Here is a 14,080-nt window from a genome sequence, read left to right on the forward strand (position 1 = left end):
AGTTCTTCCCAAACCGGTAGCTCTGGCTTAGCGCCAGCGCCCGAGCTGTGCGACTCGGGCTGCCGCTACCTTGCCCTTCCGGGCATTTGCGAATAACTCCTTGAATCTCCATATTCCGAGACCTACAAGGCGCAGAGGCGCGGAGAAAAATTGAAGTTGAGTGAAGACAACTCCGACTGCACTGCTTTCGGTACAAATTTGCTGAGACCAGTAATTGCATTCTCCTCTCAGCGCCCCTGCGCCTCTGCGCGAAATCTTTCCCTCTTCTCAGGGAGGTCTAAGACACCCCCAGGACCTTCTTCAAGATCGCCAGGGCCTCATCAGCTTCCGCCTTTGTAATATTAAGCGGCGGCAGAAGCCGGATCGTCCGCTCACCGGAGGGAATCACCAGTAGACCTGCGGCCATCAGAGCCTTGGTTGCGATGATCGAAGGAAGACCCTCCCCTGCGAGATCATTCAGCTCGATGCCAATCATGAGCCCGATACCCCTGACAAGTCGGATCGTGGGCAGATTCATCGCATCCAGCTCCCTGATAAGGTGATCGCCAAGCTTCCGAGCGTTCTCCAATAAACCCTCTTCTTGGATCGTCGAGAGCACAGCGAGACCAGCCGCTGCCACAAGAGGATTGCCTCCGTAGGTTGTGCCATGAGTTCCCGGACCGAGCAGATCGCAGAGAGGAGCGGATTTTGTTGAACGGCTTCCTGCCCAGAAGGACCCTAGCGGCACACCGCTGGCGATCCCCTTGGCCCAGCTGACCGCATCGGGTTCGACTCCGGAGGGGACGATTGTCCTCCAGGCACACCAGTCACCGGTCCTCCCGAAGCCGCACTGCACCTCGTCAAACATGAGAAGTAGGTCATGCTTGTCGCAGAGCTCACGCACTCCTTTTAGGAATTCCGACGTTGCCGGATTGATGCCACCCTCGCCCTGAACGGGTTCCAGCAGGATAGCGACAGTCCTTGAGTTGATCGCGGCCTCTGTTGCAGCCAGATCATTGAAGGGGACATGGACAAATCCCTCCACAAGCGGCGCAAAATCCATCTTCACCTTCTCCTGACCGGTGGCGCTGATGCCGCCGAGTGTCCTTCCGTGGAAGGAATTCGTAAAGGTGATGATCTCGTAGCGACCTGTCGGCGCGCCGAATTTCCGGGCCAGCTTATAGAGACCCTCATTTGCCTCGGCTCCGCTGTTGCAGAAAAAGACCTTACCGCCGAGACCCACAAGATCGACGATCAACTTCGCGAGCTCACCCTGCGGACGGGTCAGGTAGAGATTCGAAGTATGGATCAGCGTGGCTGCCTGATCGGCCAGAACCTTCGCCAGTTTGGGGTGTGCATGACCGAGCGAGCAGACCGCAATCCCGGCCCCGAAGTCGAGATAGGCTTTACCCGCTTCGTCCCAAACGCGTGTCCCTTCGCCCCGACTCAAGGCAAGGTCAAACCGGCCGTAGGTGGGCATCACATAATCCCGGTAGAGCTCGGAGGTGGTTGAGGTAGGCATCGGGAAATGTTGAAAGAAAGTGAATGAATATGGAACTCAGAATGCCGAGCCGTGGGAACGACTGGGATAGACTGTCGAAGGCAGCCCAGATAGGGGCGAGACGAACGGGAGTGAGAGAGTCAAACGCAAAGGTTTTTCACAGGGATGAAGGGGATAAAAGGGATGGGGCTAAGTCGTCGTCGAGTCAGTCATCACCTTAATCCCCTTGGCTTGCCCGGCCGTTGCTTCGCAGCCGTTACGGATCCCTGTGAGTTCCATATTAAACAATCAGCTTCTGGAATTCCTCCTCAGTGAGGATTTTCACGCCGAGCTTCTGAGCCTTTTCGATTTTACTACCCGCCTCCTCACCCGCCAGAAGGTAGGTTGTCTTGGCGCTGACGGAGCCGGAGACCTTACCTCCGTTCGCCCGGATCAGATCCGCAGCTTCTTCCCGGGGAATGGATAGCGTTCCGGTGAGCACCCAGGTCGTTCCCTTGAACGGGCCATCGGCAGCAGGGGCGGTGCCTTTGGTATCCCGCTCCCCGAAATTCAGTCCTGCTGCACGCAATTTTTCCAAGAGCGACAGGACGGCAGGATTGCGGAACCATCCATGAATAGCCGTGGCCATAATCTCGCCGATTTCCTCGACCGCGCAAAGCTCCTCAACAGAGGCCTTCTCCAACCTGTCAATTGTACCGAATGAGGCTGCCAGTGTTCGGGCCACGGTCACCCCGACATGAGGAATGCCGAGTCCTGCCAGGAGACGCCAGAGGGATTGATCTCGGCTCCCTGAGATGGCGGCAAGCAGTTTGGAGACACTCTTCTCCCCCATCCTCTCGAGTGCTAAAAGTTGCTCAGTCGTGAGCGTATAAAGATCGGCCACATCGGCAACCAGTCCGACATCACATAACTGTGTGACCATTGCCTCGCCGAGTCCCTCGATATCCATGGCGGATCGGCTGGCAAAATATTCAATCCGGCGACGGACCTGCGCGGAGCAGCTTGGGTTGGCGCAGCGCACGGCCACTTCCCCAGCAGTCCGGCTGACGGGGGCCGCGCAGACAGGACAGTGCGTCGGCATTCGGAAGGGCCTCTCGGAGCCGTCACGCTCGGCGGTCAGGACGCCGACAACAGCCGGAATAACATCGCCCGCTTTCTCGACCATCACACGGTCGCCGATCCGGAGATCCTTGCGCGCGATCTCCTCCTCATTGTGAAGCGTGGCCCTCGCCACAGTGCTACCCGCGACAAAGATAGGCTCGAGTTCGGCAACAGGCGTGAGGACGCCGCTACGCCCTACCTGGATGGTGATGTCGAGAAGGCGTGTCCTGGCCTGCTCCGGCTCGTACTTGTAGGCGATCGCCCAGCGGGGGGCCTTGCTGGTTGAACCGAGGCGGGCGTGCTGCGAGATCAAGTCGGCTTTGATGACGGCACCGTCCGTCTCAAAGGCAAATCCCCTACGGATCTCACCAAGTTCCCGGATTGCAGCCATGACCTCCCCGGCATCGCGGGCCGTCCAATGTCTCGGATTCACGGGAAGTCCCCACCCCTTCAGCAGGCCGAAGAACTTCTCCATGCTCTCCGGCAGGACGTCACCGGCGGCGGGCTCGAATGCTCCAAAACCGTAGAAGACAGCGGAGAGTTTTCGCTCGGCGACAATGTTCGGATCGAGCTGTTTGAGGGTCCCTGCGGCGGCGTTGCGCGGATTGGCAAATGTGGGAAGCCCCTGCTCGTCCCTCTCGGCATTGATCCGGGCGAAGGTCTCCTTTGGCAGGTAGACCTCGCCACGGACCTCCAGCAAATCGGGCACCATCTTTCCATGCAGCTTTGCCGGGATCACCCCAATCGTTCGGATATTGCGAGTCACCTCATCTCCTGCCGTGCCGTCGCCTCTGGTAGCTGCGCGGACCAGGTGACCCTTCTCGTAGAGGAGTGCGATGGCGACCCCATCAACCTTCGGCTCGATAGTCATCGGGATCTCTTCCCCGGGAAGCAAGCGCTGCAAACGCTCCACAAACTCGGTGATCTCTTTAGCCGAGTAGGTGTTGTCGAGACTCTGCATCCGAACAAGGTGCCTCACTTGGGCAAAGGCACCCTGGGGTCGTCCCCCCACCTTCTGGGTCGGGGAATCGGGCGTGATCAGTTCTGGATGGGCCCTCTCCAAATCGACCAGTTCGCGGTAAAGCGCGTCATACTCGCGGTCGGAGATCTCTGGCTTAGCCTTTTCGTAATAGAGACTGTCGTGGTGAGAGATCTGAGCACGCAGTTCCAGAATCCTAAGCTCTGGCGAAGCAGAAGCGGCTTGTGGTTCAAAAAGATCGTCGGTGGTCATTTCCTGAGAATGCAGCTGATCACTTTTTTAACTGCAGAAAGGGATTGCTGGCGATCTTTGAACAATGATTGCTGGTTGATGGAGTAAATGAGCACTCCCGAGAGTTGGCACAGGGAGTGCTTTACTGAAGTTGGTTTGTGGTTGCAGCCCGGTCGTAAAAACTTTCGAGGTCTCGGGGGGGAACTCGGAAAACTCCGGCCGGGCTGCTCTTTTTTCTTCTTTTTCTGACTCACAGAGATGAAGGGGATGGAAGGGATGCCCATTCTCTCGAAAGCCAGCTTTTGGAGTCCCACCCAAACTTTTTCGCTGTTTTCTAATTCAATTTTTCGATTCCCCATTTGCAGTGGCCGTTGCTGAGCATCCGTTACGGATCCCTGTGAATCTCTTCTTTGGGAGACTCGGAAAAGTTGTGGTATAGTCCTTATCTGATGACGACTTCTATCCCCCCCTCGATTCACGATCGATTGGGTAAGGAAAAGACGGACAGGCGGCTTCGGCTCCAGGAAAAGCTCAAGCAGCGAAAAGTCGCCCAAGGGCTTGGTCTCTTTGCCATGGAGCGCTTTTTCTCCGTAAATGCCTGCATCGGCGGAATTATTTCGCTTTGCGGGATGAAGGAAAGGGGGTTCCGAAATATCATGGATCTCAGGATCGAACAGCATGAGGTGATCCTGCCGTCACTGCCCGTTGCCTTCGAAGGGTTCCGCCTCTTGCAGTTGGCCGATCTGCACTGTGATCTCGATGCAAACATGATGACACGGATCCGTGAAGTGATGCTCACCGTCCCTCACGACGCCGTGGTCCTGACGGGTGATTACCACAACAAGGTCTCGGAAACGTTCGAGCACTCGGTGAATGCCATGATCAGCCTGATCCCCCATCTCCATCCGCTCCGCTTCGCCGTTCTTGGAAATCATGACTTTTTGGAAAAAGTAGAACCTCTCGAGGCGGCAGGACTTCCCTTCCTGCTGAACGAATCCGCCGCCATTGAGCGTGATGGCTCACGCCTCTGGATCTGCGGAATCGATGACCCCCACTTCTTCCTGACCAATGATTTGGCGAAAGCGCGTTCAGGAGTGCCAGTCAACGAAATCAGTATCCTGCTCTCGCACTCGCCGGAGACCTACCGGGAGGCAGCCTCGTTAGGCTATGATCTTCAGTTAAGCGGCCACACTCACGGAGGTCAGATCTGCGCTCCGGGAGGCATTCCCATATACCGGAATGCACCCGGTTGCCGCAGGGAACATCTTTCGGGTTCCTGGAGGGAGGGGAAGATGATCGGGTACACCTCGCGGGGGACAGGTTCAGCAGGCGTTGCCGCACGCTTCCACTGCCCTCCCGAAATCACGATCCACACCCTGCGCTCTTCACCATTGACCGGCGGACAGGGCTGATTTTGAATTCAACTCGTGAACTTACCCCCCAACAAGACCCCTCGCTCCGCTTTCTTTCTTGCGACCATCGTGTCCCTCCTCTGGGTGACGGTTACAATATCTCAGGATTTACCTGTTCCACAAAACGCCACTGCGATTCTCAAGGAGTTGGACAAGGTCGACCAAGAGGCCAAGGCGAATGAAAACAACCGCCGTAGGGCCGCGATCTCCCAAATTCAGGCAGCGGCCAATTCCGGGTCTGTCGCCGTAGATTTGTACCTCAGGTCGCTTGAGAACACAAAATACCTAGAGAGCCATCAGGACTATGTGGACTGGAGCCGCAAAAACCAGGAACTGCTCCACAGCCTCTCCTTCCAGAATGCCGCCCAACTCCAGATGCGTTATCTCTCCATGGCCCTTCAGCGCGATGAGAAGCATGATGCCTTTACCCAGATTCCGGAATGCCTCGCCTACCTGGAGGCCTTGGCATCGCAGAAGTCCCTGCGGTCGGCAGGTGCGTCTTCATCATCTTCCCAAATACAGAACCAGAAAACACCTATCAAAACCACTTCGACCGACAAACCCTACCCTGAGGCGCTTGCTCTAATCAACCAACCGGTGGACAAATCGAGCGTGGTTCAGTGGCTGCAAATTTCCGACCTTCTTCTGAACAAAGATTTCGAACCCTCTGCGGGAAATTACCAGTCCATCCTTGAGAAGAATATCCGTGGCCCCCTCAGAGCCAAGAACGATGCGCGAATCTTCCAGACATGGGATATGCAAATAGCCATGGAAACGGCAGCAGCCACCGAGAGCAATTCCAAGCAGCAGGCCGATGCATTCAACCAGATCCGCCTCCCATACCTCCTTTTCAGCAAGGCCAAGGACACCGCAGCTATTGGCCAGCCCAACCGAGCCCTTGGTGAAGTCATGGTGCTCGTTAGTAACTATCCTCAGAATCCCTCGATGAAGGACTGGATCACAACGGCGCGGGGACTACTGACCAATCTGCCGACGCCGGTTACAGGTGTCCCGACCGCTACGAACTTAGCCACCACGCCGACGCCTACGAATTCCACAGCACCGGGAATCCCCATTGCCCCAGCCCCAGCACACTGATCCGCTGATTAAGCAGGAAGCCGCTCACCCACGATCAGATCGTCCCAAGTCTGACGTGTGCGCACGACCGTCGCCTTCTCCCCCTCCACCAGCACTTCGGGCAGCAAGGGACGGGCATTGTAGGTCGAGGCCATGACAAAACCGTAGGCGCCGGAGCTCATCAGGGCAATGCGGTCGCCTGGTGCCAGCACCGGAACCTCTCGATCCTGAGCGAAGAAATCTCCGCTCTCGCAGACGGGCCCTACCACGTCGACTTTTTCCAACGCGCTTGAGGAGCATTGCTTTAGCGGCTCGATCTCATGGTATCCCTCGTAAAGGGCAGGACGGATGAGGTCATTCATACCAGCGTCCACGATCACGAAGTTTTTAGTCGGAGTGGACTTCCTGTAGAGCACGGTCGAGAGCAGGACTCCGGCATTGCCGACAATGAAGCGGCCCGGCTCGAAGAGGATCCGGAGACCGAGCGCCTTCAGCGGCTCGATCACCTCGGCTGCATAGGTCTCGGGGGCTAGACGCTCTCCTTCCTTTTCCGAGTTGTTGTTATCACCCCCCTCTTCACTTCCCTTCCACCAGGCGGCGTCACCGCTGGAGAGAGCTCCGCGATAGACAATGCCGACGCCTCCACCGACGCTAAAAAACTCAAGGCCGTACTTTGCCTTCAACTCCAGGACCAGCGGAGTGAGCTTGCGGACCGCCTCGGCGAAGGGAGGGGCCTTGAGGATCTGCGAGCCGATGTGGGTCTGGAGACCGCGTATCTTCAGATTCGGAAGTGAGGCTGCTCGCTCATAGACGGCAGCCGCACGGTCGAGGCCGATGCCGAACTTGTTCTTGCTCTTGCCTGTCGAGATATACTTGTGCGTCGGTGCGTCGACATCGGGATTCACACGGATCGCGATCGGAGCCACCAGACCTGCCCGGCCCGCAACCTCATTGATCATTTCCAACTCCTCCTCTGACTCGACATTGAAGCTGTAGATCCCCTGACGCAGAGCGTAGTCGATCTCAGCAGCCGTCTTGCCGACACCCGCAAAAGTGCAGCGATCCGCACGACCTCCAGCCTTCAGAACCTTGAAGAGCTCACCACCCGAGACGATGTCAAATCCAGCCCCTTCCTTGGCAAGCAGGTTCAGCACGGAGAGATTCCCGTTTGCCTTCATCGCGTAGCAGATCATCCGGTCTCCCAGCGGAGCCAGCGCCGCATCAAGTCGGCGGTAGTTGCCTCGGATCGTCTCGGAGGAATAGACATAGGCGGGCGTGCCCACCTCGGCGGCTAAAGTCTCCAGATCAACCCCCTCGCACTTGAGCGAGCCATCGACATATCGGAAAGAATGCATCGCGAGATTGTAAAAGGTGAAAAGTGAAAAGTGAAAGGTGAAAGGTAGTCGGGCACAGGGAACGGGACACGGGTCAGGACATAGGTGACACACGTGGTTCAAGACATAGGTAACACATGACGTGAGTGAAGATACGCAAATCCCTTACGCCTTAAGCCGTTCTTCCTGACCGGCAGAGTCGTAAAGTTAGTCATGGAAACCATATTTTCCCTTCTGATAGGCGGTATCGCCGGCACAGCAGTGATGACTGTATTCTTACTGCTTCCACGCTGGATGGACTGGGGAAAGATTGATGTGGTTCGAGCGGTTGGGTCTCTGATGACGGGTCGCCGGGAGAGGATCTTTCGTCTGGGACTAATACTTCATGGCGCGATGGGCCTTCTCTTCGCTTTTCTCTATGCGGGGTTTCTGAACCTCTCACGCCTCCCGTTTAATGCGATGACAGGCCTGCTGCTGGGCAGCCTGCACGGAGTGATCATCATGTTACTTGTCTGCGTCGTGATCATGGAACATCACCCGATTGCCGGGTACCATGAGAAGGGCTTGGGCACCGGTCTGGCTCAGCTTGTGGCCCACATGCTCTATGGTGCGACAGTCGGATGGATCGTCTCGATAATGCAGTGATCACACCACCGGTAGTGGCCCGAATCTTAAAAATGACTAAACCGCCACAATTTTAAGGTTGTATTACGTTACCCGTACTGAAATACAGAGAACGAGTTGAGCAACTCCCGCCACCAGATTGATTCGGTGTGGTTTAAGCATCTCCGGTTGGAGATCGCACAGAGGCAGCTTCGTCGCCCCATGGTTTCGTCATCCCTTTTTTACGTCCACTTTCCGTCAATAAACTAACTCCATCATTAAACACCCACCATGCACCGAACCGCCCCGCTGGAAGCCTCCGAAGAACAGAGCATCCTCCTTCCAGTAGTTCCACCCAGTAAGGCCGCCGGTAAAAAGAAACTCAAAAAAGATGCGAGCCTGGTGAAGAACTTCGTCCTCGATACGAATGTCCTACTCCATGACCCATATTGCCTGAACCGGTTTGAGAACAACCATATCTTCATTCCGGTCGAGGTCCTCGGTGAGATGGACAAGTTCAAGAACGAGCAGACCGAGCGCGGAGCCAATGCCCGGACCGTGCATCGCTTCCTGACACAGACCTTTGATCATCAGACCAACAAAGTGATCAGCGGCGTCCCGACCGCCGGGGGTGGCACCGTCCGCATCTTCATCAATGACGCGTTGAACACCGATCATCCTTCCGCCGCGATCCGGCGGTTCATCGAGATATTCCCGGACAAGAGCCAGGTCGATCACAAGATCATGGCAGCCTGCCTAGCCCTCCAGGAACAGGAGAAGACCCCTGCCGTCCTCATCACTAAGGACCTGAACATGCAGCTCAAGGCGATGGCCCTCGGGATCACCTGCCAGGATTACCTCAATGACAAGGTCTCCGCTGAGGACGCCGAGGAGGGCGAGCTCCGGAAAATCCAGGTCGAGGCCCATGAACTCCAGCGCTTCGGCAGTGCCCAGAGCATCGATCTGGAAGAGAGCCGCACCGGTCAACTCGAGATCAACGAATATGTTCTCCTCGAGGCCTCCGAACAGAAGCTCATGCCTGCCCGCCATGTTGGCAATGGCCACTTCCAGCGGCTCAAGGTTCCTCAGAGCCTTCAGATGCCGCGCGGTATCGAGCTGCGTCCTGCGAATCTCGGGCAGCTCTGCTTCCTCGACGCCCTGCTCGATCCCTCCATCTCACTCATCACCTGCTATGGCCAGGCCGGAACCGGCAAGACCCTCATGGCCGTTGCCGCAGGTCTCTACCTCACCGGTCAGCGCGACTACAATGGCATGACAGTCAGCCGCCCCGTTGTTGCCATGGGCGACACCCTCGGCTTCCTGCCCGGCACCCTGAACGAAAAACTCCACCCCTGGCTCCAGTCGATCTACGACGCCTTCGAGGTGCTCCTTCCCATCCATCCTCAGCGGAATGAAGGGCCTGGCACGCCCCATGCCTCCGAGCGGAAGAAGCAGAAGAAACAGTCCGTCCAGCAGCCGGAGAATACTGGGGGAGGACAGACGACCCCCCTCAAGCCCTACGAGCAGCTCATCCAGCGGGGACTCCTGGAGATCGAGGCCCTCTGCTACATCCGCGGTCGCTCCATCCCGAACCGCTTCTTCGTCCTGGACGAGGCCCAGCAACTCACACCTCTCGAGGCCAAGACCGTCGTCACCCGCATGTCAAAGGGATCCAAACTCGTCATGGTCGGAGACCCTGCCCAGATCGATAACCCCTATGTCGATCGCCGCTCCAACGGACTCGTCCACACCCGCAACAAACTGCGCGGCCATAAACTCACCGCCCACATCTCCCTCACCAAGGGAGAGAGGTCACCGCTGGCCGAGATGGGCGCGACCTTGATGTAGGAAGAGAGGCTGTTAGCGGTTTAGGCTGTAGGCTATTAGGAAAAGACTGAAAGATCTCCCGCAGAGGCGCAGAGACGCAGAGATAAAAAGACAAAGGGTTAATTCGAAAATTATCCAGATGGTCACCCAAAATCAGAGAAGTCATTTAAGTATTTAAAAGTTACCATCAACCTAAAAACTCTGCGCCTCTGCCTCTCTGCGCGAGATTTTGTTAGTTCTGCTTTAGGAATTTAAAACACCGGGCATACAAACTCCGACAAGCTCCGCATCTGGATCATATTGCAGGTAGGGGCCTAGCCACTTCTCCACTTCGGCTACGGGCATTCCCTTGCGTTTGGCATAATCCTCAATCTGGTCGCGACCGAGCTTGCCGACTGCAAAGTAGCGGGACTCGGGAGCCGCGAAGTAGAGGCCGGAAACCGAACTGGCGGGATTCATCGCAAGGCTCTCGGTGAGGGTGATCCCGGTGTGCTTGGTTGCATCGAGAAGGCGGAAGAGTTCCCACTTCTCGGTGTGGTCGGGACCAGCAGGGTAACCAGCGGCAGGACGGATGCCGCGATACTTTTCCCGGATGAATTCTTCCTTGGTGAGGTTCTCGGTGCGGCCAAACCCCCAGAGATCGCGTGCCTGCTTGTGCAGCCACTCTGCAGCGGCCTCAGCGAAGCGGTCTCCGATCGCCTTCACCAGCAGGGAGGTGTAGTCGTCATGATTATTCTGAAAGGAATCGGCATACTCCCCGACCTCGGGACCCGCCGTGACGGCAAAGCCTCCCATGGTGTCGATCCGACCGGAATCACGTGGAGCAATGAAGTCGGCCAGAGAGTAGTTCGGTTGGCCGGCTGGCTTCTTGTTCTGCTGGCGGAGCATGTGAAACTTCCCGATCACTGAGGAGCGCTGCGTGTCGGCGTAGAGCTCGACATCATCACCCACTCTGTTTGCTGGCCAGAAGCCGCAGACTCCGCGCACGCGGAAGCGCTTCTCCTTCACGATAGTCTCCAGGACCTTCAGAGCATCCTGATGAAGCTCCGTGGCCTGCTCGCCGATCTCGGGATCCGAAAGCAGGCCGGGATAACGGCCGCGCATCTCCCATGCGGCAAAGAAGGGTGACCAGTCGAAGTACTCCACCAACTCGGCCAGCGGGATCTCGTCAAAGGTCAGCACGCCCGTCTTTTCAGGCACGGCAAGATCCGCCGTACTCCAATCGATCGGGGTCACGTTTTCACGGGCGACCTCGAGGGGCAGAAGCTCTCCCTTGGCCCGCTTGCCGGCATGCTCCTCGCGGAGTCGCTTGTGATTCGCCTCAACCTGGAGATGATAGGCCTCCTTGCGATCCTCAGAGAGAAGCTCCGCCGCGACTCCGACCACGCGGGAGGCATCGAGCACATGGACAACAGGGTGCTGGTATTCCCCTGCGATTTTTACCGCGGTGTGGGCCGGGCTCGTGGTGGCTCCCCCGATCAGCAGCGGGAGATCGAAATTGGCACGCTTCATCTCCCGGGCGACATGGACCATCTCGTCGAGGGAGGGGGTGATAAGGCCACTCAGTCCGATGATGTCGACCTTATGCTCCTTGGCCGCAGCGAGGATCTTGTCACAGGAAACCATGACACCGAGATCGACAACTTCGTAGCCGTTGCAGGCAAGAACGACGCCCACGATGTTCTTGCCGATGTCGTGGACATCACCTTTGACGGTAGCCATGAGAATCTTTGCCGCGGCGCTGGTATCGGAAGCGGCCGCTTTCTCGGCCTCCATGTAGGGGGTCAAATAGGCGACAGCCTTCTTCATCACGCGGGCACTCTTCACAACCTGGGGCAGGAACATCTTGCCGGCTCCGAAGAGATCACCGACGACGCGCATCCCGTCCATGAGAGGGCCCTCAATGACCAGCAGGGGACGCCCCAACTTGGTGCGTGCCTCCTCGGTGTCGCCGTCGATGTAGTCGACGATCCCCTTGATCAGGGCGTGCTGGAGGCGCTCCTCGACAGTGCCGGAACGCCAAGCCTGCTCGGCTTTCTGTTCCTTGGGATCTCCACCCACGGCTTTCAGCCCCTCCGCATAATCCACCAGACGCTCCGTGGCATCGGGCCGACGATTCAGAAGCACATCCTCCACCATCGTGAGCAGCTCAGGCTTGATCTCCTCGTAGACCTCGAGCATGCCTGCATTCACGATGGCCATGTCGAGACCGGCCTGAATCGCATGGTAGAGGAAGGCCGAGTGCATCGCCTCGCGCACGGGGTTATTGCCCCGGAAGGAGAAGGAGATGTTGCTCAGGCCGCCGCTGCATTTGGCGCCCGGAAGTGTCGCCTTGATCTCCCGGACAGCCTCGATGAAGTCGACGGCGTAGTTGTTGTGCTCCTCGATGCCGGTGGCGACCGTCAGGATATTGGGATCGAAGATGATGTCTTCGGGATCAAAGCCGATCTTGTCCACGAGTAGACGGTAGGCACGGGTGCAGATGCGGACCTTCTCATCCTTGGTGGCGGCCTGTCCCTCTTCGTCGAAGGCCATGACGATCACGGCAGCACCGTAGCGCTGGGCCAGACGGGCGCGCTTCAGGAAGGTCTCTTCTCCGTCTTTTAGACTGATCGAATTGAGGACGCATTTGCCCTGGAGACACTTCACTCCTTTCTCGAGGACCGACCACTTCGAGCTGTCGATCATGATCGGCACGCGACTGATCTCCGGATCCGCGGCAAGCAGGTTCAGGAAGGTCACCATCACCGCCTCGCTATCGAGCATTCCCTCATCGACGTTCACATCGAGGATATTGGCACCACTCTCCACCTGCTGACGGGCCACGGAGAGGGCCGTCTCGTAATCACCGGCAATGATCAGCTTCGAGAACCGGGGCGAGCCGGTGACGTTCGTCCGCTCACCCACCATCATGAAGGAGCTTCCTTTGGCGATCGTGAGAGCCTCCAGTCCGCTCAGGCGCGTGGCGGCAGGAGGAATCGAGGGTTTGCGAGGGGGATGGAGGCGCACGGCCTCAGCAATCGCCGCGATATGCTCCGGCGTGGAACCGCAGCAACCCCCCACCACATTGATCCAGCCCTCCGAGGCGAAGTCGGCAACGAGCGCCGCCATCTCTGAGGCCGACTGGTCGTAGCCGCCGAAGGCGTTGGGAAGGCCTGCATTCGGATAACAACTGATGAAACAATCGGCGATGTGGGAAAGCTCCTCGATGTAGGGACGCATCTCGGAGGCACCAAGGGCGCAGTTGATGCCCACCGCCAAGGGCTTGGAATGGCGGACGGAATTCCAGAAAGCCTCTACGGTCTGACCGGAGAGCGTTCGGCCCGAGGCGTCGGTGATGGTGACCGAGAGAATGATCGGCCAGCGCATACCGCGTTTTTCAAAGACCTCCTCGCAGGCAAAGATCGCGGCCTTCAGATTCAGGGTGTCGAAGACGGTCTCAAGCAAGAGGAGATCAACTCCGCCAGTGAGCAATGCCTCGATCTGCTCGGCGTAGGAAATCACCAGCCCATCGAAGTTGACGGCTCGGTAGCCGGGATTGTTCACATCTGGCGACATGGAGGCCGTACGGTTGGTCGGCCCCACAGCTCCTGCCACAAAGACACGCCGTCCTGGATTTGCGGCCATGAACTCATCGGCGGCTTCGCGAGCCACCTTGGCCCCGGCAAGATTGATCTCCCTGACGGCATCTTCCAGCCCGTAGTCGGCCTGGGAGACCGTCGTGGTACTGAATGTGTTCGTCTCGACAATATCGCTTCCAGCATCGAAGTAGCCTCGGTGGATCCCCTTGATCACGTCGGGACGTGTGATGGAGAGGATATCGTTGTTTCCCTTCAGGTCATGCCCGTGATCCTTGAAGCGTTCTCCCCGGAAGTCCTCCTCGGTCAGCGGGTGGCGCTGGATCATCGTTCCCATCGCGCCGTCTAGCAGTGCGATACGGCGGGTGAAAAGCTCTCTCAGAAGGGCATCCGATTCGTGGTTGGGCAGCGTGGAGGTCATCAAGTGGGTGGCTTTACAGGTTGGAGAAGGAGTAGGG

8 protein-coding genes are annotated in these 14,080 nt (G+C 57.6%); 4 read left to right on the forward strand and 4 right to left on the reverse strand.

Going from position 1 to position 14,080, the window contains the following annotated elements; all coding sequences use genetic code 11:
- Positions 1–277: 277 nt before the first annotated feature.
- A complete protein-coding gene (locus tag K8R57_09845; protein MCE9588601.1) occupies positions 278–1,501 on the reverse strand; it encodes an aspartate aminotransferase family protein in 1,224 nt (407 codons plus the stop codon).
- Between the two features lie 259 nt (positions 1,502–1,760).
- Positions 1,761–3,812, reverse strand: a complete 2,052-nt coding sequence (ligA, locus tag K8R57_09850; GenBank protein MCE9588602.1) for an NAD-dependent DNA ligase LigA — start codon at positions 3,810–3,812, stop codon at positions 1,761–1,763.
- 428 nt (positions 3,813–4,240) lie between these two features.
- On the opposite strand from ligA, the gene K8R57_09855 reads away from it, so the two are divergent.
- Positions 4,241–5,203 carry a metallophosphoesterase gene (locus K8R57_09855; GenBank protein MCE9588603.1) on the forward strand — a complete coding sequence of 321 codons (963 nt, stop codon included), beginning with the start codon at positions 4,241–4,243 and terminating at the stop codon, positions 5,201–5,203.
- A gap of 15 nt (positions 5,204–5,218) precedes the next feature.
- Complete coding sequence (locus tag K8R57_09860; protein ID MCE9588604.1) at positions 5,219–6,301, forward strand: hypothetical protein; 1,083 nt, start codon at positions 5,219–5,221, stop codon at positions 6,299–6,301.
- A gap of 8 nt (positions 6,302–6,309) precedes the next feature.
- On the opposite strand, the gene K8R57_09865 is transcribed toward K8R57_09860, so the two are convergent.
- Positions 6,310–7,635, reverse strand: a complete 1,326-nt coding sequence (locus tag K8R57_09865; protein MCE9588605.1) for a diaminopimelate decarboxylase — start codon at positions 7,633–7,635, stop codon at positions 6,310–6,312.
- A 192-nt stretch (positions 7,636–7,827) separates the two neighbouring features.
- On the opposite strand from K8R57_09865, the gene K8R57_09870 reads away from it, so the two are divergent.
- Both K8R57_09870 and K8R57_09875 read left to right on the forward strand, forming a co-directional pair.
- Positions 7,828–8,259: a hypothetical protein gene (locus tag K8R57_09870; protein ID MCE9588606.1), complete on the forward strand. Its 432-nt coding sequence runs from the start codon at positions 7,828–7,830 to the stop codon at positions 8,257–8,259.
- Positions 8,260–8,508: 249 nt separating this feature from the next.
- The gene (locus K8R57_09875; GenBank protein MCE9588607.1) at positions 8,509–10,065 is read left to right on the forward strand and encodes a PhoH family protein; all 1,557 of its coding nucleotides are present in this window, start codon (positions 8,509–8,511) and stop codon (positions 10,063–10,065) included.
- A gap of 222 nt (positions 10,066–10,287) precedes the next feature.
- Here the strand turns inward: K8R57_09875 and metH are convergent, their stop codons facing one another.
- Positions 10,288–14,043: a methionine synthase gene (metH, locus tag K8R57_09880; GenBank protein MCE9588608.1), complete on the reverse strand. Its 3,756-nt coding sequence runs from the start codon at positions 14,041–14,043 to the stop codon at positions 10,288–10,290.
- Positions 14,044–14,080 lie beyond the last annotated feature (37 nt).

The organism is Verrucomicrobiota bacterium (genome assembly GCA_021413925.1).
Taxonomy (GTDB): domain Bacteria; phylum Verrucomicrobiota; class Verrucomicrobiia; order Chthoniobacterales; family UBA6821; genus UBA6821.

Excerpts from the sequence above, each read along its gene's own strand:
- K8R57_09845 (MCE9588601.1), bottom strand. The coding sequence starts at position 1,501 with ATGCCTACCTCAACCACCTCCGAGCTCTACCGGGATTATGTGATGCCC.
- ligA (MCE9588602.1), bottom strand. The coding sequence starts at position 3,812 with ATGACCACCGACGATCTTTTTGAACCACAAGCCGCTTCTGCTTCGCCA.
- K8R57_09855 (MCE9588603.1), top strand. The coding sequence starts at position 4,241 with ATGACGACTTCTATCCCCCCCTCGATTCACGATCGATTGGGTAAGGAA.
- K8R57_09865 (MCE9588605.1), bottom strand. The coding sequence starts at position 7,635 with ATGCATTCTTTCCGATATGTCGATGGCTCGCTCAAGTGCGAGGGGGTT.
- K8R57_09870 (MCE9588606.1), top strand. The coding sequence starts at position 7,828 with ATGGAAACCATATTTTCCCTTCTGATAGGCGGTATCGCCGGCACAGCA.
- K8R57_09875 (MCE9588607.1), top strand. The coding sequence starts at position 8,509 with ATGCACCGAACCGCCCCGCTGGAAGCCTCCGAAGAACAGAGCATCCTC.
- metH (MCE9588608.1), bottom strand. The coding sequence starts at position 14,043 with ATGACCTCCACGCTGCCCAACCACGAATCGGATGCCCTTCTGAGAGAG.